Source organism: Patulibacter medicamentivorans (genome assembly GCF_000240225.1).
In the GTDB taxonomy this organism is placed as follows: domain Bacteria; phylum Actinomycetota; class Thermoleophilia; order Solirubrobacterales; family Solirubrobacteraceae; genus Patulibacter; species Patulibacter medicamentivorans.
Genome location: NZ_AGUD01000039.1, coordinates 1 through 24,817 on the forward strand (window position 1 = coordinate 1; position 24,817 = coordinate 24,817).

24 protein-coding genes and 1 riboswitch are annotated in these 24,817 nt (G+C 73.9%); of the genes, 17 read left to right on the forward strand and 7 right to left on the reverse strand.

The window, feature by feature from the left end:
• Positions 1-604: 2-succinyl-5-enolpyruvyl-6-hydroxy-3-cyclohexene-1-carboxylic-acid synthase (gene menD, locus PAI11_RS04375; protein ID WP_040598341.1), on the reverse strand; the 604-nt coding region annotated here is incomplete at its 3' end.
• 56 nt (positions 605-660) lie between these two features.
• Here menD and PAI11_RS04380 point away from each other — a divergent pair.
• Entirely contained in the window at positions 661-1,407 is a 747-nt protein-coding gene (locus tag PAI11_RS04380) for an alpha/beta fold hydrolase (protein WP_007571255.1), read from the forward strand.
• A gap of 11 nt (positions 1,408-1,418) precedes the next feature.
• Here PAI11_RS04380 and PAI11_RS04385 read toward each other — a convergent pair whose 3' ends face one another.
• The 5 genes from PAI11_RS04385 to menB all read right to left on the reverse strand — a co-directional run bounded on the left by PAI11_RS04385 (position 1,419) and on the right by menB (position 5,853).
• Entirely contained in the window at positions 1,419-1,769 is a 351-nt protein-coding gene (locus PAI11_RS04385) for a peptidoglycan-binding domain-containing protein (protein ID WP_040598345.1), read from the reverse strand.
• A gap of 156 nt (positions 1,770-1,925) precedes the next feature.
• Entirely contained in the window at positions 1,926-2,816 is an 891-nt protein-coding gene (locus PAI11_RS04390) for a deoxyribonuclease IV (RefSeq protein WP_007571260.1), read from the reverse strand.
• 58 nt (positions 2,817-2,874) lie between these two features.
• Positions 2,875-3,930: a mandelate racemase/muconate lactonizing enzyme family protein gene (locus tag PAI11_RS04395; protein WP_050897100.1), complete on the reverse strand. Its 1,056-nt coding sequence runs from the start codon at positions 3,928-3,930 to the stop codon at positions 2,875-2,877.
• Positions 3,931-4,019: 89 nt separating this feature from the next.
• Positions 4,020-4,952: a 1,4-dihydroxy-2-naphthoate polyprenyltransferase gene (locus PAI11_RS04400; RefSeq protein ID WP_007571264.1), complete on the reverse strand. Its 933-nt coding sequence runs from the start codon at positions 4,950-4,952 to the stop codon at positions 4,020-4,022.
• Between the two features lie 4 nt (positions 4,953-4,956).
• On the reverse strand, positions 4,957-5,853 hold the full coding sequence (gene menB / locus PAI11_RS04405; RefSeq protein WP_007571266.1) for a 1,4-dihydroxy-2-naphthoyl-CoA synthase: 897 nt from the start codon (positions 5,851-5,853) through the stop codon (positions 4,957-4,959).
• A 224-nt stretch (positions 5,854-6,077) separates the two neighbouring features.
• Here menB and PAI11_RS04410 point away from each other — a divergent pair, with 224 nt between their 5' ends.
• From PAI11_RS04410 to PAI11_RS04430, 5 genes are all read left to right on the forward strand, one after another.
• On the forward strand, positions 6,078-7,388 hold the full coding sequence (locus tag PAI11_RS04410) for a class I adenylate-forming enzyme family protein (protein WP_007571268.1): 1,311 nt from the start codon (positions 6,078-6,080) through the stop codon (positions 7,386-7,388).
• 17 nt (positions 7,389-7,405) lie between these two features.
• Positions 7,406-7,987 carry a DUF1707 SHOCT-like domain-containing protein gene (locus PAI11_RS23875; protein WP_050897101.1) on the forward strand — a complete coding sequence of 194 codons (582 nt, stop codon included), beginning with the start codon at positions 7,406-7,408 and terminating at the stop codon, positions 7,985-7,987.
• Between the two features lie 52 nt (positions 7,988-8,039).
• Positions 8,040-8,912 (forward strand): class I SAM-dependent methyltransferase, encoded by an 873-nt coding sequence (locus tag PAI11_RS23880; RefSeq protein ID WP_007571272.1) that lies wholly within the window; start codon positions 8,040-8,042, stop codon positions 8,910-8,912.
• Positions 8,913-9,003: 91 nt separating this feature from the next.
• Positions 9,004-10,005 carry a ketol-acid reductoisomerase gene (gene ilvC / locus PAI11_RS04425; protein WP_007571274.1) on the forward strand — a complete coding sequence of 334 codons (1,002 nt, stop codon included), beginning with the start codon at positions 9,004-9,006 and terminating at the stop codon, positions 10,003-10,005.
• Between the two features lie 90 nt (positions 10,006-10,095).
• Positions 10,096-10,626 (forward strand): hypothetical protein, encoded by a 531-nt coding sequence (locus PAI11_RS04430; protein ID WP_007571276.1) that lies wholly within the window; start codon positions 10,096-10,098, stop codon positions 10,624-10,626.
• A 13-nt stretch (positions 10,627-10,639) separates the two neighbouring features.
• Here the strand turns inward: PAI11_RS04430 and PAI11_RS04435 are convergent, their stop codons facing one another.
• Positions 10,640-12,130 carry a carboxypeptidase M32 gene (locus PAI11_RS04435; protein ID WP_007571278.1) on the reverse strand — a complete coding sequence of 497 codons (1,491 nt, stop codon included), beginning with the start codon at positions 12,128-12,130 and terminating at the stop codon, positions 10,640-10,642.
• A 132-nt stretch (positions 12,131-12,262) separates the two neighbouring features.
• A riboswitch (ZMP/ZTP riboswitch) is annotated at positions 12,263-12,348 on the forward strand.
• Between the two features lie 21 nt (positions 12,349-12,369).
• Between PAI11_RS04435 and serC the strand changes: the two genes are divergently transcribed.
• From serC to leuB, 11 genes are all read left to right on the forward strand, one after another.
• A complete protein-coding gene (gene serC, locus PAI11_RS04440; RefSeq protein WP_007571280.1) occupies positions 12,370-13,560 on the forward strand; it encodes a phosphoserine transaminase in 1,191 nt (396 codons plus the stop codon).
• 19 nt (positions 13,561-13,579) lie between these two features.
• Positions 13,580-15,193, forward strand: coding sequence for a phosphoglycerate dehydrogenase (gene serA / locus PAI11_RS04445; protein WP_007571282.1), 1,614 nt, complete (start codon positions 13,580-13,582; stop codon positions 15,191-15,193).
• A 204-nt stretch (positions 15,194-15,397) separates the two neighbouring features.
• Complete coding sequence (locus PAI11_RS04450; protein ID WP_007571283.1) at positions 15,398-17,029, forward strand: 2-isopropylmalate synthase; 1,632 nt, start codon at positions 15,398-15,400, stop codon at positions 17,027-17,029.
• Between the two features lie 95 nt (positions 17,030-17,124).
• Entirely contained in the window at positions 17,125-17,823 is a 699-nt protein-coding gene (locus PAI11_RS04455; protein WP_007571285.1) for a ferritin-like domain-containing protein, read from the forward strand.
• Between the two features lie 171 nt (positions 17,824-17,994).
• Positions 17,995-19,347 carry an NCS2 family permease gene (locus PAI11_RS04460; RefSeq protein ID WP_007571286.1) on the forward strand — a complete coding sequence of 451 codons (1,353 nt, stop codon included), beginning with the start codon at positions 17,995-17,997 and terminating at the stop codon, positions 19,345-19,347.
• Positions 19,348-19,436: 89 nt separating this feature from the next.
• Positions 19,437-20,039, forward strand: a complete 603-nt coding sequence (locus PAI11_RS04465) for a helix-turn-helix domain-containing protein (protein ID WP_244406507.1) — start codon at positions 19,437-19,439, stop codon at positions 20,037-20,039.
• A 51-nt stretch (positions 20,040-20,090) separates the two neighbouring features.
• Positions 20,091-21,512 carry a 3-isopropylmalate dehydratase large subunit gene (leuC, locus tag PAI11_RS04470; RefSeq protein WP_007571289.1) on the forward strand — a complete coding sequence of 474 codons (1,422 nt, stop codon included), beginning with the start codon at positions 20,091-20,093 and terminating at the stop codon, positions 21,510-21,512.
• Between the two features lie 32 nt (positions 21,513-21,544).
• Entirely contained in the window at positions 21,545-22,153 is a 609-nt protein-coding gene (gene leuD / locus PAI11_RS04475; RefSeq protein WP_007571291.1) for a 3-isopropylmalate dehydratase small subunit, read from the forward strand.
• A 10-nt stretch (positions 22,154-22,163) separates the two neighbouring features.
• Positions 22,164-22,901 (forward strand): class I SAM-dependent methyltransferase, encoded by a 738-nt coding sequence (locus tag PAI11_RS04480; protein WP_007571293.1) that lies wholly within the window; start codon positions 22,164-22,166, stop codon positions 22,899-22,901.
• Entirely contained in the window at positions 22,898-23,752 is an 855-nt protein-coding gene (locus tag PAI11_RS04485; RefSeq protein WP_007571294.1) for a class I SAM-dependent methyltransferase, read from the forward strand. Before PAI11_RS04480 ends, PAI11_RS04485 begins: the two co-directional genes overlap by 4 nt.
• Positions 23,753-23,773: 21 nt before the next feature.
• Complete coding sequence (gene leuB, locus PAI11_RS04490; RefSeq protein ID WP_007571295.1) at positions 23,774-24,814, forward strand: 3-isopropylmalate dehydrogenase; 1,041 nt, start codon at positions 23,774-23,776, stop codon at positions 24,812-24,814.
• The last annotated feature ends 3 nt before the right edge of the window (positions 24,815-24,817 follow it).

Consider the following 24,817-nt stretch of genomic DNA (forward strand, 5'->3'; position numbering starts at 1 on the left):
CGTCGCCGGCGCCCGGCGCCAGCGGCTCGCGCAGCGGCAGGTTCAGGTGCACCGGCCCCGGTCCGCGACCGTCGCCGGCGGCCGCCTCCAGCATCCGCGCGGCGAGCGCCCTCGCGAACCGGACGCCGCCGCGGTCGGCGGTGTCGAGCGCCAGCTCCTGGCTCCAGCGGACGGCCGTCGCGAAGATCCCCGGCTGCTCGATCGTCTGACCGGCGCCGACGTCCCGCAGCTCGGCCGGGCGGTCGGCGCTGAGGACGATCAGCGGGATCCGGGCGTGGTGAGCCTCGACGACCGCCGGCAGGTAGTGGGCGACCGCGCTGCCGGACGTGCAGCAGAGCACCACCGGCCGGCCGCTGGCCTTCGCCAGCCCGAGGGCGACGAAGCCGGCGCTGCGCTCGTCGATCACGCTGTGCGCCCGCAGCGCGCCGTGGGCGGTGAGGGCGGCCAGCAGCGGGGCGTTGCGCGACCCGGGCGAGGTGACGACGTCGCGGACGCCGCCGCGGACCAGCTCGTCGACGAGCACGGCCAGCAGCACCCGGCTGCCGCGCCCGTCGCGGGCGGGCTCCGGAGGCGCGGAGGGACGGTCGTCGGGCGCGGCGGTCACGGTTCGAGGGTGCCAGAGAGCGCGCGCGAGCGTCGGCTCTGGCAGCCTTCTGCTCGATGTCGCCCACGACGATCCTCGCGCTGCACGGGTTCGGCGGCTCATCGCGCTCCTGGGACACGGTCGCCGCGCGGCTCGATCCGCGGCGCTTCCGGCTGTGCGCGGTCGACCTCCGCGGGCACGGCAGCCGCAGCGACCATCGGCCGATCGAGCTCGAGGACGTGCTCGACGACCTGCGCTCGGATCTCGACGCGCTGGACGCCGCCGAGCCGGTGATCCTGGCCGGCTACTCGCTCGGCGGCCGGATGGCCCTGCACCTGGCGCTGGAGGAGCAGCGGCGGATCGCCCACCTGGTGCTGATCTCGTCGACGCCGGGCACCCCGGGCGAGCACGAGCGCGCGTCGCGTCGGATGTCCGACGAGCTGCAGGCGGCGTGGCTGCTGGAGAACGGCAGCCAGGCGTTCGCCGACCGCTGGGGCCGGATGCCGCTGTGGGAGGGCGACCCGCCCGCGGTCCGCGAGGCCCAGCGGGCGGAGATCGCGGCCGCCGACCCCGAGGGGCTGGCGGCGGTCCTACGCGGTCTGGGGCCGGGCGCGGTACCCGCGGTGTGGCATCGACTTGCGACGCTTGCGGTTCCGCTGACGGTCGTCGCCGGGGCCCGCGACCGCCGCTACTGCGACATCGCCCGTCGCGTCGTCGAGCTTGCGGCGAAGCCGGCGGGCGAGGTCGTTGTTCCCGGCGCTGGCCATGGCCTGCTGCGCGAGTCGCCGGCGGCGGTGGCTGAGGCGCTGGGCGCGCTGGGCTGACGTCTCGGTGCTCATCGTCCGCTGCTCCTGGGGATGGAGTGGTGGGGGATCCCCAGGAGGACGTCGGCGGTCGCCGTGTCGACGATGCCGTCCGCGCGCAGGCCGCGATCGGCCTGCCAGCGGGCGACGGCGGCGCCGGTCCGCGGGTCGTAGCGGCCCGAGACGTCGGCGTCGGACAGGTATCCCTCGTGCACCAGCCGCTGCTGGACCCGGCTGGCCTGGGCGGCGGGGACCGCCGCCATGCCCAGGCCGGTGCTCGACAGGGCCACGACCGAGGCCACGGCGATCGGCCGGGCCGCGGCGCGGACGCGCTGAGCGGGTCGGGTGAGGCGTCTGGCGGGGTGCTCGGAGGACTGGGACATTCGCGATGACTCCTGGGGGAGGGGAATCGATCGAGAACCATCCTGTCGCGGCCACCTCAAGGCCACCTATGCGCGAGGACTGGAGTTCGTGAAACCTGCGCCGGGACGACGCAGATCGACCGCGTCGTCGCCGCTCCCGGCGGGGCTTCCCCCGGCTCAGGCCAGGCCGCGGGCGGCGCGGCCCTGGTCGCGCAGGCGCAGCGCGATCTCCATGTCGGCCGCGGTCGGCTCCTTGCCCTCGGTCCCCGGGCCCTCGAAGATCACCGGCAGGCCGCCGAAGCGCGGCTCGCTGAGGACCGCCGCGATCCCCTCCTCGCCGATCTCGCCCTCGCCGAGCGGCGCGTGGCGGTCGCGGTTGGAGCCGAGCGGGGTCTGCGAGTCGTTGACGTGGATGCAGCGCAGCCGGTCGAGCCCGAACGACGCGTCGGCCTCGGCGAGCACGGCGTCGAGCGCGCTGGCGGTCCGGACGTCGTAGCCCGAGGCCAGCAGGTGGCAGGAGTCCAGGCAGAGCCCGATCCGCTCGTGGCCGCCGGAGACCTCCAGCAGCCGGTGCAGCTCGTCGAACGAGCGGCCGAGCGTGCCGCCGGTGCCGGCGGTGTCCTCGAGCAGCAGCGGGCAGTGGTCGGACTCGGCCAGGGCCTCCTTGAAGACCTCGCCGCAGTTCTCGATCCCGATCGCCGGATCGCCGTCCTTCGCCGACCCGGGGTGGAGGACCACGCCGTCGGCGCCGATCGCGTCGCCGACCCGCAGCGAGTGGGTGATCGCGGCCAGCGACTTCTCGCGCAGCTCCGGGTCCGGGGTCGCGGCGTTGGCCAGGTAGAGCGCGTGGATCACGACGCTCTGGATCGGCGACGCCGCGAGCGCCTCGCGGAACTCGGCGATCGACTCCTCGGAGTGGTTGGTCGGCGCCCAGCGGCGCGGCGACTGGCTGAAGATCTGGATCGACTCGCAGCCGAGGGCGACGCCGCGCTCGATCGCCTTCGGCAGTCCGCCGGCGGGCGAGACGTGGAGGCCGAGCAGGGGGAGGTCGCTGGAGCGGTCGGGCATGGCCGGCGCGACGATAGCGGCGCCCGCGGGCCGGACGTCGGGCCGGCTCGCCGCGGCCTCAGACCAGCCCGGCGCCGCGCGGCACGCTGATCGTGCCGTCCTTGGCGATCAGGCGCGTGGCGAGGTCGCCGAGGCTGACGTCGCCGATCCCGACCGCGTCGAGGGCGGCGGGCTCGAAGAGCGTCAGGGTCGCCAGGCCGGACGCGTCGCGGAGCTTCAGCGCGGCGGCGGCGTGGACGGCGGCGGCGACGCCGAGCGGCCCGTCCCAGGTCGACGCCAGCAGCACGTCGGCGCGGGTCGAGCGGGCGAGCGCGGCGCGCGCCAGCAGGCCGCCGATCCCGCCGCTGCGGCCGATCTTGAGGACGACGACGTCGGCGGCGCCGGAGGCGATCGCACCCGGCTCGTCGGCGGTCTCGTCCATCGCCACCCGCACCGGCAGCCGATCGCGGATCAGGCGCAGGTCGGTGATCCCGTGGACGGGCTCCTCGACCAGCTCGACGCCGTAGGGCGAGAGCGCGGCGATCGCGGTCAGCGCCTCGCCGGTCGACCAGGCGCCGTTGGCGTCGAGCCGCAGCGCGACGTCGGGGCCGATCGCCTCGCGGACGGCGCGCACGCGCTCCTCGTCGTCGTCGAGCCCGACCTTGACCTTGACGGTCTCGAAGCCGGCGTCGGCGGCCTCGCGGGCGCTCTCGGCCGCGTCGGCCGGGTCCTGGGCGCCGATCGTGGCGTTGACCGGGACCCAGTTCGCGGGCTCCTCGGTCAGCATCGAGGCGACCGAGCGCTGCTCGCGACGCGACGCGCGGTCCCAGAGGGCCAGGTCGACGGCGGCCAGCGCGTGCGGCAGGTCGGTGACGGTGCGGCACCGCTCCAGCGCGGTCGCGCCGCTGCCGTTGGTGACGCCGCGCAGCGTCCGGCGGCAGGACTCGAGGGCCTCGCGGCAGCGCTCCAGCGAGACGCCGTCGTAGGGCTCCAGCGGTGCGGCTTCGCCGTAGCCGACCATCCCGTCGTCGTCCTCGAGCTCGACCAGGAGCATCCGACGCTCCGCGATCTCTCCCCACGCGGCACGCACCGGCTGGGAGAGCCGGATCGCCACTTCCTGGATGCGCAGATCCACGGACGGGAGCGTACGCGCCGACGCCGGAGCCGGTCGCCAGGCCCACCTGATCGGCGCCGGTCACCGTGATCGGCGACCGTCGGCGGCGGTCAGGAGACGAGGATGCCGGCCGACAGCAGCACGCAGAAGACCAGCTCCAGCTGGCCAGTGCCGGCGAGCGCCGCGTTCAGCGTCGGCCCGTCGACGTGGCCGCGCACCTGCTGGACGAGCCGCACCGCCAGCGGGGCCGAGAGCAGCACCAGCAGCAGCGCGGGGGAGAGCTCCTCGTCGATCGCGCCGACCAGGGCGGCGAGCACGTAGGCGCCGCCGAGCATCGCCGCGTAGAGCTGTCGCGTCCGCTCGCGGCCGAGCCGCACCGCCAGCGTCCGCTTGCCGGCGCGGCGGTCGGTGTCGATGTCGCGGACGTTGTTGACGACCAGCACGGCGGCGGCCATCAGGCCGACCGGGACCGACAGCGCCAGGGCGGTGCCGTCGAACCGCTCGGCCAGCGCGTAGTGCGTTCCGGTGACGGCGACGAGGCCGAAGAAGAGGAAGACGAACAGCTCGCCGAGGCCCTCGTAGCCGTAGGGCCGGGGGCCACCGGTGTAGAGCACGCCGGCGACGATCGAGGCCGCCCCGATCGCGAGGATCACCCACCCGACGGTGATGATCAGGTAGAGCCCGCAGAGGACCGCGATCCCGAAGCTGACCCAGGTCGCGATCAGCACCTGCTGCGGCGGCACCAGGTCGCCGGCGGTGACCCGCAGCGGGCCGAGCCGATCCTCGGTGTCGGCGCCGCGACGGGCGTCGGAGTAGTCGTTGGAGAGGTTCGCTCCGACCTGGATGAAGAGCGCGCCGAGCAGCGCGGCCAGGAAGCCGCCGAGTCGGAAGGCGTCCTGGTGGATCGCCAGCGCGGTGCCGACCAGGACCGGCGCCAGGCCCACCGGCAGCGTCTTGGGACGCGCCGCCAGGATCCAGATCCGGACCGGGCTCGGTCGGGGGGCGGTGCCGGAGTCGGCGACGTGGTCGGCGTGGGTGCTCATCGGATCAGGCGCGCTTGGGGAAGCGGGAGAAGTCCGGATGACGCTTCTGCTTGTAGGCGTCGCGTCCTTCCTGGGCCTCCTCGCTGCCGTAGAAGAGCAGGTTGGTGTCGTGGGCCAGCTGCTGCAGGCCGGCGTAGCCGTCCTCGGCGGCGTGGAAGCTGGCCTTCAGCAGCCGCAGCGCGAACGGCGAGTTGGCCAGCATCTCCTCGCACCAGCGGACGGTCTCGGCCTCGAGCTCGTCGAGCGGCACGACGGTGTTGACCAGGCCCATCGCCAGCGCCTCCTGGGCCGAGTACTGGCGGCAGAGGAACCAGATCTCCTTCGCCTTCTTCGGGCCGACGAGGTCGCTCAGGACGCTGGCGCCGAAGCCGCCGTCGAACGAGCCGACCTTGGGACCGGTCTGGCCGAAGCGGGCGTTGTCGGCGGCGATCGTCAGGTCGCAGCAGAGGTGCAGCACGTGGCCGCCGCCGATCGCGTAGCCGGCGACCATCGCCACGATCGGCTTCGGCAGCCGGCGCATCTGGATCTGCAGGTCGGTGACGTGGAAGCGCCCGACCGAGGCCCCGGAGGGCTGGCGGTCGGGGTTGTCGGGATCGGTCAGGTAGCCGGAGTCGCCCCGGACCTGCTGGTCGCCGCCGGAGCAGAAGGCCAGCGGGCCCTCGCCGGTCAGGAGGATCACGCCGACCGCGGTGTCCTCGCGGGCGCGCTCGAGCGCGTGCGAGACCTCGATCAGCGTCTGCGGGCGGAAGGCGTTGCGGACCTCGGGGCGGTCGATCGTGATCTTGGCGATCGACCCGGCGCTCGGGCCGGCGCCCGGCTCCAGCTCCGGACCGTGGTTCGACGAGACCTCGTAGCGGATGTCGCTGTAGTCGCCTTCGGGCGTCCAGATGACGTCGGACACGGGTCTCCTTCGCGGGTCGATGGTGCCGGGCCGGGGCGCGCGCACGCGCGGCCGCGGAGCGACGGACCGGCTGAACGCTAGTGCGACCGGCGCCCGGGCGCCGGCCGGGCCGGCGGTGGCGGTCGGCGCGGGGCCTGCTCTGGCGGCGTTCGGATGACCCGAACGCGCGCAGAGCGCCGCCGGGGCAGGCCGCCGCCCGGCGCCAGCGGCTAGCGTCCGACGGCGTGCAGGTGCCGTCCTGGATCGTGCGCGCCGCCGCGCGCCGCCCCCACCACGAGGCGCTGGTCGGCGTCTCCTACCGCCAGCTGCTCGCCGCCGTCGACGACACCGCGGGGCGGCTCTGGCGGCTGGGCGCCCGTCCCGGCGAGCGCGTCGTGCTGGCGCTGCCGCCGGGCGAGCGGTTCGTGGTCGTCCTCCACGCGCTGCTGCGGATCGGCGCGATCGCCGTCCCGCTCGACCCGGCGCTGCCGGCGGCCGAGCGCGAGCGCCGCGGCGCGACGGCGATCCTGGCCGTCGACGCGACGACCGACCTGGCGACGACCGTCCCGGACCCCGCGGTGCGACGGCTCGACCACCACGACCTCGACGCGACGGCGATCGTCGTCCACACCAGCGGCACGAGCGGGGCCGCCAAGCCGATCCCGCTGACCTACGGCAACTGGCTGTGGAGCGCGCTCGGATCGGCCACGGCGCTCGGCTGCCCGCCGCAGGAGCGATGGCTCTGCGCGCTGCCGCTCAACCACGTCGGGGGGCTCAGCGTGCTCATGCGGAGCGCGATCGCGGCGACGACCGCGGTCGTCCACGAGCGCTGGGATGGCGAGCGGGTCCTCGACGCGCTCCACGGCCGGGACGCCGCGGCGGGCCCGATCACCGTCGTCTCGCTGGTCCCGACGACCCTTCGGCGGCTGCTCGACGCCGGCCTCCGCGGCGGACCGGACGGCGCCGCATCGCTGCGCTGGGTGCTGCTCGGCGGGGCCGCGATCCCCGCCGGCCTGCTGGAGGACGCGGCTCGGGCGGGCGTCCCCGTCGCGCCGACCTACGGGATGTCCGAGGCCTGCAGCCAGATCGCCACGCTCGGTTCGCCGCTCTTCTGCACGACCGTCGCGACCGCGCCCGACGGCGAGCTGCTGGTCCGGGGCCCGACGGTCTCCGCGGCGGCGGTCGGCGACGACGGCTGGTTGCGCACCGGAGACCTGGGGGCGATCGACGAGCGCGGCCACCTGCGGGTCACCGGCCGCAAGGCCGACACGATCATCAGCGGTGGCGAGAACGTGCTGCCGCTCGAGGTCGAGCGGGTGATCGAGGCCGACCCGGCGGTCGCCGAGGCGGCGGTCTTCGGCCGTCCCGACCGCGAGTGGGGGGAGCGGGTCTGCGCGAAGCTGGTGGCGGCGCCGGGGACGACCCTCGACGTCGACGCGCTGCGCGAGCGGCTGGCCGCCCAGCTGGCCCGCCACCAGCGCCCGCGCGAGATCGAGATCGTCGACGCGCTGCCGCGGACCACCTCCGGCAAGCTGCTGCGACGGGCGCTGGGCTGACGTAGGCTTGGGCCGCGATGGTGGACGGCGACGAGCAGCCCGGACCCGGGCCCCGGGAGCAGGCCGCCCCGCCGGCCCTCCGCGCCTCCGACGCCGATCGCGAGCGGGTGATCGAGGCCCTGCGCCGTCACACGGCCGCCGGCCGGCTCGATCACGAGGAGCTGGAGGAGCGGCTGACCGGCACGCTCGAGGCGAAGACGGTCGACGAGCTCGCCGCCTTGACCGCCGATCTGCCGGCCCTGACGGAGCAGGATCCGCACCCGAAGCGCCCGGACGAGGCGGTCCGGCGCGAGCTGAAGGCCCAGTTGGCGCAGAAGGCCGGCGGCGCCGCGGCGATCAGCCTGCTGTGCGTCGTGATCTGGCTGGCGAGCGGCGCGTCGGGCCACTTCTGGCCGATCTGGGTGATCATCGGCACCGGGGCCGGCGTGGTCGGCACCTCGTGGCGCGGCCTGGGACCCGGTGGCGATCCGCAGAGCGAGCTGGAGCGGCTGCGCGAGGAACGGCGCCGCGGGCGTCACGGCCACGGCCGCCGTCGGCACGACCGGCACGCGCTGCCACCGGCGGCGCGGCCGCCGCACGACCGCCGTCGCCGCCGCTGATCGGTCGCCCTGGGGAGCAGCCGACCGGCGCGCCGCGTGCGACGATGAGCGGGTGAGCGACGCGCCGGAGCCGGACCTCGACGAGCAGCGGGCGCGCAGCCGCCAGCAGTGGGAATCCCAGGCGGCGGTGTGGGAGCGCCTGCGCCCGTGGCAGCAGGCGGCGTTCGAGCCGATCTCGCACTGGATGGTGGACGCGATCTCCCCGCAGCCGGGCCACGTCGTGCTGGAGGCGGCGGCGGGCCTGGGGGACACCGGTCTGCTGGCCGCCGAGCTGGTCCACCCCGGAGGCCGCGTGATCCTCGCCGACGGGGCCGAGGCGATGGTGGCCGCGGCGCGCCGTCACGCGGAGGAGCGCGGCATCCTCAACGTCGAGGCGACCCCGATGGAGCTGGAGTGGCTCGACATGGAGGCCGCCTCGCTCGACGGGCTCCTGGTCCGCTTCGGCTACATGCTCGTGCCCGACCCGGAGGCCGCCCTGCGCGACGCCCGGCGCGTGCTGCGGCCCGGCGGCCGGATCGCGCTGGCGGTCTGGGACCGCTACGAGGACAACCCCTGGTTCCGGGCGCCGATCGAGATCCTCGTCGCCCGCGGCCTGCTGCCCGCGTGGCCGCCGTCGTCGACCCATCCGTTCGCGCTCGGCGACCGCGAGCGCCTGATCGAGCTGCTGGGCAGCGCCGGGTTCGTCCTGCCCGAGGTCGAGCGACTGGAGATCACCTACCGCTCGCCCGACGCGGCGACCCACCGCCGCAACCTGCTCGCGCTGTCGTCGATCGCGGGGCAGGCCGTGGCCGGGCTGCCGGACGACGAGCGGGCGGCGGTCGAGGCCGAGATCGACGAGGCCTTCGCCGCCTACCCGGATCCCAGCGGAGCGGAGGGCGCCGTCGCGGTGCCCGGCGCGGTGCTCGTGGCCTCCGCCGACGCCTGATCCGGCGGCTGCGCGGGATACGGGACGCTCGGACGGATTCCCGCACGGGCGCACGGCGCCCGCAACCCTCGCGCGCTTAGACTCCGCGCCTATGTTCTACGACGACGACGCGGATCTGACGCTGCTCGACGGCAAGACCGTCGCGATCATCGGCTTCGGGTCCCAGGGCCACGCGCACTCCCAGAACCTCAAGGACTCGGGCGTCAACGTCGTCGTCGGCCTCCGCGAGGGCTCCTCGTCGGTCCAGAAGGCCAAGGACGCCGGCCTCGAGGTGCTCTCGATCGCCGACGCCGCCAGCAAGGGCGACATCGTCCAGATCCTGGTCCCGGACGAGCTGCACCGCGACGTCTGGGAGAACGAGGTCAAGGACGGCATCGCGCCGGGCAACCTGGTCCTCTTCGGCCACGGCTTCTCGATCCTCTACGGCGAGGTCCAGCCGCCCGCCGACGTCGACGTCGCGCTGGCCGCTCCGAAGGGCCCGGGCCACCTGGTCCGCCGCCAGTACCAGGAGGGCTCCGGCGTCCCGGGCCTGATCGCCGTCCACCAGGACGCGACCGGCAACGCCAAGGCGCTGACCCTGGCCTACGCCAAGGGCATCGGCTGCACCCGCGGCGGCGTCTTCGAGACGACCTTCAAGGACGAGACCGAGACCGACCTGTTCGGCGAGCAGGCCGTCCTCTGCGGCGGCGCCTCGGCGCTGGTCCAGGCCGGCTTCGAGACCCTGACCGAGGCCGGCTACCCGGCCGAGATGGCCTACTTCGAGTGCCTCCACGAGCTCAAGCTGATCGTGGACCTGATGTACGAGAAGGGCCTCGCGGGGATGCGCTACTCGATCTCCAACACGGCCGAGTACGGCGACCTGACCCGTGGCCCGCGCGTCGTCAACGACAGCGTCAAGGCCGAGATGAAGAAGATCCTCGGCGAGATCCAGGACGGCACCTTCGCCCGCGAGTTCATCGCCGAGAACCGCGCCGGCAACGAGAACTTCAACCGGCTCCGCGAGGAGCAGGCGAAGACCCAGCTCGAGCTGACCGGCAAGGAGCTGCGCAAGCAGATGGACTGGATCGACGACGGCGGCTTCAGCCAGGGCTGAGCCGCGCCACGCGCGGGGCAGCCGCCTCGCGTCGCGGCCCCCGCGCGACCGGCCATGTCCGGTCGCCGCGGGCTCTGAGAGGATCGGGGCGTGAGCGCCGAGCCCGAGACCGGGGATCGCGAGCCGCGGCCATCGAGCGTGCTGGCCAGCAGCTCGCTGCTGGCGGCCGGCTCGGTCCTGACGGCCGGGTCGGTGCTGACCGCCCGATCGCGCCGCCCGGAGCGATCACCGGAGGCGCTCGCGACCGACGCCGCCAACCCGGCCGGGCTGGCGGGGACGTCGGACCAGCCGACGCGGATCACGGCGCCGGCCGCGGCTCCGCTGCCGCCGCGCCAGCCGGCCCCGCGGCCGTCGATCGGGACGACCGCGCCGGCCCCGGCGCGAGGCGCCGCCGGTCGCTCCGCCGCCGAGCCGCCGCTCGACGTCGGCCGGCTGGTGGTGGCGATCGTGATCGCGGTGCTGACCGGCGGCTTCGGCGCGGTGATCGGCGGGATCATCCTCCTGCGGGGGCCGATCGGCCCGGTCCAGCGCGCGATCGGCTGGCTCTTCGCGATCGCCGGCGCGCTCTGGCTGCTGTTCCTGGTGCTGGGGATCGCCGCCAGCATCAACACCTGGAACTGACGCGGCCGGGGCCCTAGCTCGGCACCAGCCCGTAGAGCGCGCCGAACTTCGTCGTCAGGTAGCGCACGAGGGGATCGGGATCGAGCGGGCCGCCGGTGGTCGCCCGCAGGATCTCGTCGGTGGTCCGGGTGCGCCCGTGGCGGTGGACGTTCTCGCCCAGCCAGGCCCGCAGCGGCGCCGCGTCCCCGCGTGAGATCGCGCCTTCGAGGTCGGGGATCGCGGCGCCGGCCGCCTCCCACAGCTGGGCGCTGATGATGCTGCCCAGGGCGTAGGTCGGGAAGTAGCCCAGCTCGCCGAAGCTCCAGTGGATGTCCTGCAGAACGCCGTGCGCGTCGTCGGGCACGTCGACGCCGAGCAGCTCGCTCATCCGGGCGTTCCAGGCCGCCGGCAGGTCGTCGACCTCGAGGCTGCCCTCGAGCATCGCGACCTCGAGCTCGAACCGCAGCACGATGTGCATCGCGTAGGTGACCTCGTCGGCCTCGACCCGGATCAGCGACGGCCGGACGACGTTGACCGCCCGCAGGAAGGCATCGAGGTCGACGCCGGCGAGCGCGTCGCCGAACAGCTCCTGGGCGCGTGGGTACCAGTGCGCCCAGAACGCCCGCGAGCGACCGACCTGGTTCTCCCACAGCCGGCTCTGCGACTCGTGGATCCCCAGCGACGTCCCGGTGTCGGCGGTGGTGCCGGCCAGCGCCGGGTCGACCTGGAACTCGTAGAGGCCGTGGCCGACCTCGTGCAGCGTCGAGAGCAGGCCGCTGAGCGGGTCGGCCTCGTCGTAGCGGGTCGTCACCCGCACGTCGCCGGGCCCGACCTTCTGCGAGAACGGGTGGGTCGAGACGTCGAGCCGCCAGCTCTCGTCGTCGAAGCCGATCGTGCGGCCGATCTCCAGCGACAGCGTCCGCTGGGCGTCGACCGGGTAGACGCCGCCCAGCGGGTCGGGCAGCGGCTTGCCGGCGATCGCGGCGATCAGCGGCCGCAGCCCGGCCTGGAGGCGGTCGAACACCGACCGGACCTCGGCGGTCGTCATCTCGGGCTCGAACTGGTCCAGCAGCGCGTCGTAGGGGTGCGCGGCCTCGGGGAAGCACGCGGCCACGCGGCGGCGCAGCTCGAGGTTGCGCTTCAGCGCGGGGGCGAAGAGCGCGAAGTCGCTGGTCTCGCGGGCCTTCTGCCAGACCGGCTGGGCGTCGGCGGCGGCCTGGGCGATCTCGGCGACCAGCTCGCCCGGGACCCGGCGGGCGCGCTCGTGGTCGCGGCGGACGGCGCGGATCACGCCCGGGTCCTCGCCGGCGGCCTCGGCCGCGTCCAGCAGCGATCCCAGCTCCGGATCGGTCAGGCGCTCGTGCGCGAGCCGCTCGACGGTGCCGCCGGCGCGGCCGCGGGCCGCGGTGCCGGCCGCCGGCATCGCCACCTGCTGGTCCCAGCCCAGCACGCGTGAGGCGTGCTGCAGGTCGTCGAGCTCGCGCAGCCGCTCGCGGAGGGCGGCCCGCGGATCGTCGGCGCTCATCGGCGGGCAGTGACGGGACGGAAGGACATGGCCGCGACGCTATCGGACGGGCCCGCCGGCTCCCGCGGGTCGCGCGACGGTGAGCGTTCGGTGAACGGCCGCAGACCGCGGCGATCCCTTCGCTATCCTCCACCGAGCCGTCGCGACTGGCGCCTGCGGGTGGAACCGACCACCGGGGAGCGATGGCAGCAGGACCGCCGCGCGCCTGGGCACCGACGTCCACTCCACCGAGGAGCAGCATGACCGGACCCAGCCAGCCCACCGCCGACGCGGCGATCACCCTTCCCGACGACCTCAAGCCCGCCGACGGCCGCTTCGGCTGCGGGCCGTCCAAGGTCCGCCCGGAGCAGCTCGCCGCGCTCGCCCGCTCGGGTGCGGGCGGGGGCGCCGACCTGATGGGCACGTCCCACCGCCAGGCCCCGGTCAAGGACCTCGTCGGCCGCGTGCGCAGCGGCCTGAGCGAGCTGTTCTCGCTGCCGGAGGGCTACGAGGTCCTGCTCGGCAACGGCGGCGCGACCGCCTTCTGGGACGCCGCCGCCTTCGGCCTCGTCCGCGACCGCGCGCTGCACCTGACCTACGGCGAGTTCTCCTCGAAGTTCGCCAAGGCGACCAAGGCCGCGCCGTTCCTCGGCGAGCCGGTCGTGGTCAGCGCCGATCCGGGCAGCGCCCCGACCCCGGCCGACGCGGTCGCTCAGGCCGGCGACCAGATCGGCGCGCTCGACGCGATCGCCTGGGCCCACAACGAGACCTCGACCGGCGTGATGGTGCCGGTCCAGCGCCCGGCGGGCCTCGGCGACGACACGCTGGTCCTGATCGACGCGACCTCGGGCGCCGGCGGCCTGCCGCTCGACGCCAGCCAGGCCGACGCCTACTACTTCGCGCCGCAGAAGAGCTTCGCCTCGGACGGCGGCCTCTACCTGGCGCTGCTGAGCCCGGCCGCGCAGGAGCGGATCGAGCAGATCGCCGCCGGCGACCGCTGGATCCCCGACTTCCTGTCGCTGAAGACGGCGCTCGACAACTCGGTCAAGAACCAGACCTACAACACGCCGGCGGTCGCGACGCTGTTCCTGCTCGCCGAGCAGCTCGACTGGTTCAACCGGAACGGCGGCCTCGACTTCGCCGTCGGGCGGACCACCGCGTCCTCGGGCCATCTGTACGAGTGGGCCGAGAAGGCCGACTACGCGACGCCGTTCGTGACCGACCCGGCGAGCCGCTCGCTGGTCGTCGCGACGATCGACTTCGACGACGCGGTCGACGCCGCCGCCGTCGCCAGGACGCTGCGCGCCAACGGCATCGTCGACGTCGAGCCCTACCGCAAGCTCGGCCGCAACCAGCTGCGGGTGGCGACGTTCCCGGCGATCGACCCCGCCGACGTCCAGCAGCTGACCGCATCCATCGACTACGTCGTCGAGCGGCTTCCCGCCGCCTGACCAGAGGAGCCACCGCACCATGCCCGAGACCCCCAAGGTCCTCGTCAAGGAGAAGGTCGGCCCGTCCGGGATCGACGCCCTGCGCGAGGCCGGCTTCGACGTCGACCTCGGCATCGACTGGGACGACGAGACGTTCCTCGCCAAGCTGCCGGAGTACGACGGCGTCCTGATCCGCTCGGCGACCAAGTTCACCCCGGAGCTGATCGACAAGGCGACCAACCTGAAGGTCGTCGGCCGTGCCGGCGTCGGCGTCGACAACGTCGACATCCCGGCCGCGACCAAGCGCGGGATCGTCGTCGTCAACGCGCCGCAGTCGAACGTCGTCACCGCCGCCGAGCACACGGTCGCGCTGATGATGGCGCTGGCCCGCAACATCCCGCAGGCGAACGCCTCGATGGCGGCCGGCAAGTGGGAGCGCTCGAAGTTCTCCGGCGTCGAGCTGTACGGCAAGACGATCGGGATCATCGGCTTCGGCCGGATCGGCCAGCTAGTCGCCGAGCGCGCCCAGGGCCTGGCGATGCGCGTGCTGGCCTTCGATCCCTACGTCAGCGCCGAGCGCTACAAGGAGCTGGGCGTCGAGAAGGCCGCCGACAGCGACGAGATCTACGCCGAGGCCGACTTCATCACGATCCACCTGCCGAAGACGCCGGAGACCGCCGGCTGGCTCGGGACCGCGGCGTTCGCCAAGGTCAAGCCGGGCGTGCGGGTGCTGAACGTGGCCCGCGGCGGCCTGATCGACGAGGCCGCGCTGCAGGTCGCGCTCGACGCCGGCACCGTCGCCGGCGCCGCGCTCGACGTGTTCCCGGAGGAGCCCGTCAGCGACCACCCGCTCGCCGGCTACGACAACGTGATCCTGACGCCGCACCTGGGCGCGTCGACGGCCGAGGCCAACGACCGCGCCGGCTTCCAGGCGGCCGAGCAGATGGTCGCCGCCCTCACCGGCGGCACCGTCACGTCGGCCGTCAACGCGCCGGCGGTCGGCCGCGAGGATCTCGAGGTGCTGCGGCCGTTCCTGCCGCTCTCGTCGAAGCTCGGCCGCGTCGCCGCCGACCTGGCCGGCGGCAGCTCGATCGACCGGATCGAGGTCGAGGTCCTCGGCCGGATCGCCGAGCGCGACGTCCGCCCGCTCTCGCTGGCGGCGTTGCGGGGCGTGCTCGAGGGGCGCACCGAGGAGTCGGTCAACGACGTCAACGCGCCGTCGATCGCCGCCGAGCGCGGGATCGAGATCGAGGAGACCACGCGCACGCAGGCGCGCGACTTCACCGACCTGATCCGCGTCACCGTCGTCTCGGAGGGCGTCCGCCACCGCGTCGTCGGCACCACGCTCGGCCGCCGGAACCGCCCGCACCTGCTGGAGGCCTGGGGCCAGCGCTTCAACCTCCAGCTGGACGGCCACCTGCTGATCCTGCGCTACAGCGACCGCCCGGGCATGGTCGGGCGGATCGGCGCGCTGCTCGGCGACGCCGGGGTCAACATCGAGCAGGCGGCGGTCGGCTACGACCAGGACGACGACGGCGGTCGCGGCGAGCACGCCGTGATGGTCATCACCACCGACGGCCCGGTCGCGGCCGAGGTCCTCGACCGGATCCTGCAGCAGGACGGCTTCGTCGAGGGGCGCGCCGTCTCGCTCTAGCCGCGCCGATCCCCTCGGCTGGTTCGCGCGCGGACCAGCCGAGGGAGCGCTGCTACGCTGCCCGGCAGTCATGGCTCGGCGCCTCGACCTCGCTCTTCTGCTCGTGCTCCTCCCCCGCTAGGGGGAGCGATGCGTGGCGGCCGCGAAGCCGCGAACTCACAGCAGGCAGGATCCGAGGACGAGCCCCACAGGAGACACCCGACCATGACCACGCCCAGCGACCCGAACCGGGTCATCATCTTCGACACCACCCTGCGCGACGGCGAGCAGTCGCCGGGCATCTCGCTCAACAAGGGCGAGAAGCTGGAGATCGCCCACCAGCTCGCGCGGCTCGGGGTCGACGTGATCGAGGCCGGCTTCCCGATCGCCTCGCCCGGCGACTTCGAGGCGGTCCAGGCGATCGCCCGCGAGGTCGACGGCCCGGTGATCGCCGGGCTCGCCCGCGCCCAGGCCGGCGACATCACGCGGGCGGGGGAGGCGGTCCGCGACGCCGCGAAGCCGCGGATCCACACCTTCATCTCGACCTCCGACATCCACATCGAGCACCAGATGCGCAACACGCGCGCCGACGTGCTCGAGGGCGCCAAGGCGGCGGTCGCGCACGCCAAGTCGCTCGTCGACGACGTCGAGTTCAGCCCGATGGACGCCACCCGCGCCGACCCGGAGTTCACCGCCCAGGTGCTCCAGATCGCGATCGACGAGGGCGCCACGACGATCAACGTTCCCGACACCGTCGGCTACGCGACCCCCGACGAGTACGCGGAGTTCCTGAGCAAGCTCTACGAGTACACGCCGGCCCTGCGCGACGTCGTGCTCTCGGTCCACTGCCACGACGACCTCGGGCTGGCGGTCCCCAACTCGCTGGCCGGCCTGTCGGTCGGCGCGCGCCAGGTCGAGTGCGCGGTCAACGGGATCGGCGAGCGGGCCGGCAACACCTCGCTCGAGGAGATCATCATGCTCCTGGAGACCCGCAGGGACCGGCTCGGCTACACGACCGGCGCGGTCACGACCGAGATCGCCCGCACCAGCCGCCTGGTCTCGCGCCTGACCGGCTACGCGGTCCAGCCGAACAAGGCGATCGTCGGCCGCAACGCCTTCAGCCACGAGTCGGGGATCCACCAGGACGGGGTCCTCAAGAACCGCCAGACGTTCGAGATCATGGACCCGGCCTCGATCGGGATCGACGACGCCGAGCAGCTGGTGCTGGGCAAGCACTCCGGTCGGGCCGCGCTGAAGGACGCGCTGTCCAAGCTCGGCTACGAGCTCGACGGCCAGGCGCTGCGGCAGGCGTTCGACAAGTTCAAGGAGGTGGCCGACCGCAAGAAGCAGGTCACCGCCATGGACCTCGAGGCGCTGGTGACCGACGAGCTGCGGGGCGACGACGCGGTCGGCGCCTTCCGGCTGGTCAGCTACGCCGTCGAGGCGACCAGCGACGCCCGCCCGCCGCACGCCGTGGTCGTCGTCGGGACGCCCGATCGCGGCGAGGTCTCCGGGTCGTTCACCGGCGACGGCCCGGTCGACGCGGTCTTCCGGGCGATCGACGCCGCCGTCGGGGTCGACGCCCGCCTGCGCGAGTACCGGGTCGACGCGGTCACCGGCGGCCAGGACGCGCTCGCCCAGGCCTCGGTCGTCGTCGAACTGGGGACCGCCGGCGCGGCGGTCCGCTGGGACCTGCCGGGCGTCGTGGCCGGCGACCGCGTGACCGGTGCCGGCCAGGCCGTCGACACCGACACGATCCGGGCGTCGGCGATCGCCTACCTGCGGGCGGTCAACGTGGCGGCCCGCAAGCTCGCCGCCGGGCATCGCGCCGACGGGGCGCTCGAGCCGACGCCCTAGCGGGACGCATCCGCTCGGCCGGGCCGGCCGTTGGACGGGGTGAGGGAGCGAGGCCCATCGGCCCCGCTCCACGCCACGACCTACGGGAGAATCCCATGCCGCACCTCGTCAACCTCGAGCAGCTCGACGTGGACGGCGACGTCCGCGACGTCGCCGAATCCGCCGGCTTCGACCGCAGCACCTTCCTGCGCACCGGCGCGCTGGCCGGCGCCGGCCTCGTCGCCGGCGCCTCGATCTTCGGCCTGCCGTCGATCGCCGAGGCGAAGATCTCGAGCAAGCAGTCGCTGGCCAACGACATCCGGATCCTCAACTACGCGCTGACCCTGGAGTACCTGGAGGCGGCGTTCTACGAGGCCGCCGTCGCCGCGAACGACTTCGCCTCGCCGGAGCTGAAGCAGTTCGCCCAGGTCGTGGCCGTCCACGAGGCCGAGCACGTCGCGTTCCTGCGGAAGGGCCTCGGCAAGAAGGCGGTGAAGGCGCCGAAGCTCGACATGACCGCCGTCGCCGGCGCGATCTCGAAGACCAGCTTCGGGCCGACGGCCGTGGCGCTGGAGGACACCGGCGTGGCCGCCTACGCCGGCCAGGGCCCGAACATCAAGACCCGCGGCTACGTCCAGGCGGCGCTCTCGATCCACTCGGTGGAGGCCCGCCACGCCGCGTGGATCCGCTGCATCCTCGGCGGCGGCGCGGTCGGCGCGAGCCCGAAGTCGTACCCCGCGCCGGCCACGTTCGACAAGCCCCGCAGCGAGTCGCGGACGCTGAAGATCGTCGTCGGGACCGGCCTGCTCGCCTAGCCCGCGCCGCGGTCGGCGGTCGAGGGGCGTCCGCCGCGCGGGCGTCCCCCGGGGTCCCCGGATGCGCCAACGGGCGAGCGGATTCCGCCGTGCGGAGCCTTAGGGTGGGCCCTGCGCGGTGGCCGCCCGGGGCCGGTCGCGGCGCGTCGTTCGCCGCCCCGCAGAGGACCCATGGACCGCTTCTTCCGCATCAGCGAGCGGGGCAGCAGCGTGCGCACCGAGGTGCTCGCCGGCCTGGCCACGTTCGCGACGATGGCCTACATCCTGGCCGTCAACCCGTCGATCCTCGGCGCGATCGCCGACGGCAGCGGCCTGAAGCTCGACCACGGCGAGCTGGTCACCGTCACGGCCCTGGTCGCCGGGGCGATGACGATCGCGATGGGCGTCTTCGCCAACGTCCCGTTCGCGCTCGCGGCCGGGCTCGGGATCAACGCCTTCGTCGCCTACACGCTGGTAGCGGGCGACGGGCTCGGCTGGTCCGAGGCGATGGGCGTGATCGTCGTCGAAGGCGTCGTGATGCTGGTGCTGGTGCTCGTCGGCCTGCGCGAGGCGGTGATGAACGCGATCCCCGATGCGCTCAAGCGCGCGATCGGCGCCGGCATCGGCCTGTTCATCGCCTTCATCGGCTTCAAGGACGCCGGGATCGTGATCCGCCCGGAGAGCGCCGACCCGATCGTCTCGATCACGCGCGATGTCGGGACCTGGAACACCGCGGTCTTCCTGATCGGCCTGGTCCTGATCGCGGTGCTGATGACCCGCCGGGTCCCGGGCGCCCTGCTGATCGGGATCGTCGCCTCGACGCTCTTCGCCGGCGTCGTCAACAAGCTGGCCGACGGCACGCCGGTGCCGGGGGCGGTGCGGCCCGACTCGATCGCGGAGGCGCCGCACTTCGGCCTCGTCGGCGACTTCTCGTTCGACTTCTTCAGCACCCTCGGGGCCGGGGCCGCGATCGCCGTCGTGGTGACGGTCCTGATGTCGAACTTCTTCGACGCGATGGGCACCGCGCTGGCCCTCGGCCGCCGGGCCGGCCTGACCGACGACCAGGGCCGGCTGCCGGGCATGAGCCGCGTGCTGCTGGTCGAGTCGGTCGGCGCCGTCGCCGGCGGCGCGGCCTCGGCGTCGTCGAACACGATCTACATCGAGAGCTCGGCCGGCGTCGAGCAGGGCGGCCGCACCGGCCTGGCCAACGTCGTCACCGGCGCGCTGTTCCTGATCGCGATGTTCTTCGCGCCCGTGGTCGGCGTGATCCCGACCGCGGCGACCGCGCCCGCGCTGGTGATCGTCGGCGCGCTGATGATCAGCGTCGTGGCCAACATCGAGTGGGACGACATCGGGATCGCCGTGCCCGCCTTCGCCACGATCGCCCTGATGCCGTTCACCTTCTCGATCGCCAACGGGATCGGCGCAGGGATGGTGCTCTACGTCCTGATCGCGGCGCTCCGCGGCCGCTGGCGCGAGATCCACCCGCTGCTGGCGGTGGTGGCCGGGGTGTTCGTCTGGTACTTCCTCCACGGGACGGTCTAGGGGCGGCGCCGGGCGGGGGCCTGCCGGCGCGCCTACCGTGGAGACGTCCGCTTGACCGTACGCTTGTACGTGATACTGTACAGCGCGAGATGGCGACCCCCACCGTCATGCCGGCCGACGCCGAGCGGATCGAGATCGGCCCGCGCGTCCGCGCCCTGCGCGAGAACATGGGCCTGTCGCTGCGCGACGTCGCCGAGCGCTGCGGCGTGTCGGCAACGACTCTGAGCCAGGTCGAGCGGGGGGAGACGTCGCCGACCCTGCAGGTCGCCGCGCGGATCGCCGCTGGCCTGGACCTGCGCCTGAGCCAGCTGCTGCGCCTCGACGAGAGCAGCTCGGTGACCATCGTCCGTCGTGGCGAGCGTCGTCGCGGCGGCGACGCCAAACGCGGTCACGTGATCGAGATCCTGACCGCGCCGCTGCCGGGCCAGCGCAGCGAGCTGACCCGCCACGAGCTGCGGGCCGGCGCCCGCACCGGCAACGCCGACGACCCGCCGATGCACGAGCCCGGCAGCCGCGAGATCGCGCTGGTCGAGCACGGGGCGCTGGTCCTGCACTGCGACGGGGTCGACCACGCCCTTGCCGAGGGCGACTGCGTCACCTTCGACGCCGATCTGCCACACCACTTCGACAACCCCGGTCCCGGGGACGCGGTCCTGTTGGCCGTCGTCAGCGCCGGCCTGCGCCGCAGCTGACGACGCCGACCCGTCGCCGAGACCACTCACTCCACCCTCACGGAGCGCACGATGCCCAAGACGCTGTTCGACAAGATCTGGGAGGCCCACGAGGTCGCCGAGGGCCTGATCTACATCGACCTCCACATGGTCCATGAGGTCACGAGCCCGCAGGCGTTCGACGGCCTGCGGCTGGCCGGCCGTCCGGTCCGCCGGCCCGACAAGACCCTGGCGACCGCCGACCACAACGTGCCGACGGACGGCACGCCGGTCGCGGCCCGGATCAAGGACGCGCTCTCCCGGACCCAGGTCGAGACGCTGGAGCGCAACTGCGCCGAGTTCGGCGTCCCGGTCTTCTCGCTCGGCTCCAACCGCCAGGGCATCGTCCACGTCGTCGGCCCCGAGCAGGGCATGACCCAGCCGGGCATGACGATCGTCTGCGGCGACTCGCACACCGCCACCCACGGCGCCTTCGGCGCGCTGGCCTTCGGCATCGGCACCAGCGAGGTCGAGCACGTCCTGGCCACCCAGACCCTGGTCCAGAAGAAGCCGAAGTCGATGCGGATCCGCTTCGAGGGCGAGCTGCCCTACGGCGTCACCGCCAAGGACATGATCCTGGGCGCGATCGGCCAGATGGGCGTCGACGGCGCCGTCGGCTACGTCGTCGAGTTCGCCGGTCCGGCCGTCGAGCAGCTCTCGATGGAGGGCCGGATGACGATCTGCAACATGACGATCGAGGGCGGCGGCCGCGCGGGCATGATCGCCCCCGACCAGACGACCTTCGACTACGTCCAGGGCAAGCCGGCCGCCCCGAAGGGCGAGGCCTGGGACGCCGCGGTCGAGCAGTGGAAGCAGCTCTACACCGACGAGGGCGCGGTCTTCGACAAGGAGATCGTCGTCGACGTCACCCAGCTGTCGCCGCGGGTCACCTGGGGGACCACCCCGGGGATGGTCGTCGGCGTCGACGGCACGGTCCCGACGCCCGACAGCTTCGACGACGTGGCCCAGCGCGAGCAGGCCCAGCGGGCGCTGGAGTACATGGGCCTGGAGGGCGGCGAGCGGATCGAGGAGATCAAGATCGACCGCGTCTTCCTGGGCTCCTGCACCAACGGCCGGCTGGCCGACCTGCAGGCCGCCGCCGACGTGATCCAGGGCCGCAAGGTGGCCGACCACGTCTACGCGATGGTCGTCCCCGGCTCGGTCCAGGTGAAGATCGCGGCCGAGCAGCTGGGCCTCGACAAGGTCTTCACCGACGCCGGCTTCGACTGGCGCGGAGCGGGCTGCTCGATGTGCCTGGGCATGAACCCCGACGTGCTGCAGCCGGGCGAGCGCTGCGCGTCGACGTCGAACCGCAACTTCCAGGGCCGCCAGGGCAAGGGCGGCCGCACGCACCTGGTCTCGCCGCAGATGGCCGCCGCGGCCGCGATCGAGGGCCACTTCGTCGACATCCGCGAGTGGCAGACGACCGACGACCGCGAGCCGGCCGCCGTCTAGGCGCCGATCCCGAGCTTCGAGAGGACACGACCATGGATCCCGTGAAGATCATCGAGGGCAAGGTCTCCGACCTGCACCGCGACGACGTCGACACCGACCAGATCATCCCCGCCCGCTTCATGAAGCGGGTCGAGCGCACCGGCTTCGGCGAGTACCTGTTCCACGACGCCAAGCAGGCGCCCGACTGGAACGTCGAGATCGGCAACCCGATCCTGACCGCCGGCGCCAACTTCGGCTCCGGCTCGAGCCGCGAGCACGCGCCGTGGGCGCTCGAGGATGCCGGCTTCAAGGCGATCGTCGCGACGTCGCTGGCCGACATCTTCTACTCCAACTCGACCAAGATCGGCCTGCTGCCGGTCGAGCTGCCGGAGGACCAGGTCCGCAGGATCGCCGCCGCCGGTCAGGCCCGGATCGACCTCGAGGCGCAGACGGTCGAGGCCGGGGGGGAGTCGTTCCCGTTCGAGATCGACCCCGAGACCAAGCACCGGCTGCTGAACGGCCTCGACGACATCAGCCTGACGCTGGCCGAGGGCGACAAGATCGACGCCTACGAGGCCCGTCAGGCGCAGCGCGCCTGGTCGGGGCCGAGCTCGCTCGACCTCCCCGCCGAGGACCCGATCGCCACGACCCCCGTCGCCTAGGAGGACGCGCATGACCGCTCCCTTCGACACGACGGCGGAGGGGGCGGCCCCCTCCGCCGGCTGGTACGACCGCTGGTCGACCGGCTATGACGACCAGCGCCGGCAGCTGATCCCGCCGTTCGACGCCTTCTACGGCACCGCCGTCGAGGTCGCCGCGCTCGGCCGCGGCGGTCCCGCGCGCGTGCTCGACCTCGGTGCCGGGACCGGGCTGCTGTCGGCGGCGGTCGCCGACGCGCTGCCGCAGGCCGAGCTGGTGCTGCTGGACGAGGCCCCCGGGATGCTGGAGCAGGCGCGCACGCGGCTGGCCGATCTCGGCGACCGCGTGACCTACGCGCTCGCGAGCATGCAGGACCCGTGGCCGGCGGGCGACTACGACGTGGTCGTCTCGTCGCTGGCGATCCACCACCTGGACGACGACGCCAAGCGGGCGCTGTTCCGCCGGGTCCGCGAGCGGCTGCGGCCGGGTGGCGTGTTCGTCAACGCCGAGCAGATCGCGGGGCCGACGCCGGCCGTCGACGCCCTCAACGTCGAGCGCTGGGGCGCCCAGATCGCCGCCGCCGGGATCACGCCGCAGCAGCGGGCCGAGGCCGACGCGCGGATGGCGCTCGACCGTCCGGCGCCGGTCGAGGATCAGGTCCGGTGGCTGCGCGAGGCCGGCTTCGCCGAGGCCGACTGCGTCTTCAAGCAGTGGCGGTTCGCCGTCTACGCGGGCTGGCGGGACGCGGCGACGCTGGCGGTGGCGGCATGAGCGACGACCGGACCCCGCCCGCCTCCGACGGCCCGCGCGACTGGGAGGCCGGCGTCTACCACCGCGTCTCGCAGCCGCACGCCGGCTGGGGCGCCGACGTCCTCGGGCGGCTGGAGCTGCGCGGCGACGAGACCGTGCTCGACGCCGGCTGCGGCAGCGGCAAGGTCACCGCCCAACTGGTGCAGCGGCTGCCGCGCGGGCGCCTGATCGGCGTCGACGGCTCGCCGGCGATGATCGAGCAGGCCCTCAAGCTGCTGCCGCCGACGGTCGAGCTGGTGCTGCAGGACCTGACCGAGCTGGCGCTGCCGGACCCGGTCGACGCCGTCGTCTCGTCGGCGACGTTCCACTGGATCGCCGACCACGAGCTGCTGTTCGCGCGGCTGGCCGGCGTGCTGCGCCCGGGCGGACGGCTCGAGGCGCAGTGCGGCGGGGCCGGCAACGTCGCCGACGTCGAGGCGGCGATCGACCGGCTGCGCCAGCGCGAGCCGTGGGCGACCGCCTTCACCGGCTGGGACGGCCCGTGGAACTTCGGCGGCCCGGAGGAGACCGAGGCCCGCCTGCGCGCGGCCGGCTTCGTCGACGTCCGCTGCTGGCTGGAGCCGCGCGACGTGACGCCGGACGACGCCTACTCGTTCCTGCACGCGGTGGTCCTCGGCGCCCACCTCGACCGGCTGCCGGTCGAGGTCCACGACGACTTCGTCGAGGCCGTCCGGAGCGAGCTGGCGAGCGCCGGCGGCGAGCCGATCACGATCCACTACGAGCGCCTGAACATCAGCGCCGTCCGGGCCGGCGGCGATGCCGGAGCCGGCGAGAGCCCCGACCAGATCGCCGCGCGGCTGCGCGGCGCATGACCCCACTACCCTCCACCGCCTATGTCGCACTCGATCGCAGTCCTCCCCGGTGACGGGATCGGCCCGGAGATCACCGCGCCGACCCTCGAGCTGCTGGGGGAGCTGGGGGACTTCACGTTCACCGAGCACCCGTTCGGCGGCGCCTCGATCGACGTCCACGGCACCGCGCTGACCGACGAGACGCTCGACGCCTGCAAGCGCTCGGACGCCGTGCTGCTGGCCGCCGTCGGCGGGCCGAAGTGGGACACCACCGACCCGTCCAAGCCGCGTCCCGAGCAGGGGCTGCTCGGCCTGCGCAAGCAGCTCGGCCTGTTCGCCAACCTGCGGCCGGTGCGGCCGGTCCCGGCGCTCTACGACGCCTCGGCGCTGAAGCGCGAGATCCTCGACGGCACCGACCTGCTGGTCGTCCGCGAGCTGACCGGCGGGATCTACTTCGGCGAGAAGACCCGCACCGCCACCGACGCCTCGGACCTCTGCCACTACACCGTCGCCGAGGTCGACCGGATCGCCCGCGTCGCCTTCGACGCGGCCCGCAAGCGCCGCAACCTCGTCCACTCGGTCGACAAGGCCAACGTGCTGGAGACCTCGCGCCAGTGGCGCCAGGTCGTCCACGAGGTCCACGGCGCCGACTACGCCGAGGTCCAGCTCGAGGACCAGCTGGTCGACTCGTGCGCGATGGAGCTGATCGCCCGTCCGACCCAGTTCGACGTGATCGTCACGGAGAACCTCTTCGGCGACATCCTCAGCGACGCGGCGGCGATGCTCTCGGGCTCGCTCGGGATGCTGCCGTCGGCGTCGGTCGGCAACCCCGACGGCCCCGGCCTCTTCGAGCCCGTCCACGGCTCGGCGCCGGACATCGCCGGTCAGGGGATCGCCAACCCGCTGGCGACCTTCCTGTCGGCGGCGATGCTGCTGCGCCACGGGCTCGGGCTCGAGGCCGAGGCGACCGCGATCGAGGCCGCCGTCGACGGCGCGCTCGGCGACGGCCTGCGGACCCGCGACCTCGGCGGCACCGCGACCACCGCGGAGGCGCTCGACGCCGTCCGCCGCCGGCTGGCCTGATCG

Bases quoted from the DNA above. Each gene is read 5' to 3' on its own strand.
- PAI11_RS04380 (WP_007571255.1), top strand. From the start codon at position 661: ATGTCGCCCACGACGATCCTCGCGCTGCACGGGTTCGGCGGCTCATCG.
- PAI11_RS04385 (WP_040598345.1), bottom strand. From the start codon at position 1,769: ATGTCCCAGTCCTCCGAGCACCCCGCCAGACGCCTCACCCGACCCGCT.
- PAI11_RS04390 (WP_007571260.1), bottom strand. From the start codon at position 2,816: ATGCCCGACCGCTCCAGCGACCTCCCCCTGCTCGGCCTCCACGTCTCG.
- PAI11_RS04400 (WP_007571264.1), bottom strand. From the start codon at position 4,952: ATGAGCACCCACGCCGACCACGTCGCCGACTCCGGCACCGCCCCCCGA.
- PAI11_RS23875 (WP_050897101.1), top strand. From the start codon at position 7,406: ATGGTGGACGGCGACGAGCAGCCCGGACCCGGGCCCCGGGAGCAGGCC.
- ilvC (WP_007571274.1), top strand. From the start codon at position 9,004: ATGTTCTACGACGACGACGCGGATCTGACGCTGCTCGACGGCAAGACC.
- PAI11_RS04435 (WP_007571278.1), bottom strand. From the start codon at position 12,130: ATGAGCGCCGACGATCCGCGGGCCGCCCTCCGCGAGCGGCTGCGCGAG.
- serC (WP_007571280.1), top strand. From the start codon at position 12,370: ATGACCGGACCCAGCCAGCCCACCGCCGACGCGGCGATCACCCTTCCC.
- serA (WP_007571282.1), top strand. From the start codon at position 13,580: ATGCCCGAGACCCCCAAGGTCCTCGTCAAGGAGAAGGTCGGCCCGTCC.
- PAI11_RS04450 (WP_007571283.1), top strand. From the start codon at position 15,398: ATGACCACGCCCAGCGACCCGAACCGGGTCATCATCTTCGACACCACC.
- PAI11_RS04455 (WP_007571285.1), top strand. From the start codon at position 17,125: ATGCCGCACCTCGTCAACCTCGAGCAGCTCGACGTGGACGGCGACGTC.
- PAI11_RS04460 (WP_007571286.1), top strand. From the start codon at position 17,995: ATGGACCGCTTCTTCCGCATCAGCGAGCGGGGCAGCAGCGTGCGCACC.
- PAI11_RS04465 (WP_244406507.1), top strand. From the start codon at position 19,437: ATGGCGACCCCCACCGTCATGCCGGCCGACGCCGAGCGGATCGAGATC.
- leuC (WP_007571289.1), top strand. From the start codon at position 20,091: ATGCCCAAGACGCTGTTCGACAAGATCTGGGAGGCCCACGAGGTCGCC.
- leuD (WP_007571291.1), top strand. From the start codon at position 21,545: ATGGATCCCGTGAAGATCATCGAGGGCAAGGTCTCCGACCTGCACCGC.
- PAI11_RS04480 (WP_007571293.1), top strand. From the start codon at position 22,164: ATGACCGCTCCCTTCGACACGACGGCGGAGGGGGCGGCCCCCTCCGCC.
- PAI11_RS04485 (WP_007571294.1), top strand. From the start codon at position 22,898: ATGAGCGACGACCGGACCCCGCCCGCCTCCGACGGCCCGCGCGACTGG.
- leuB (WP_007571295.1), top strand. From the start codon at position 23,774: ATGTCGCACTCGATCGCAGTCCTCCCCGGTGACGGGATCGGCCCGGAG.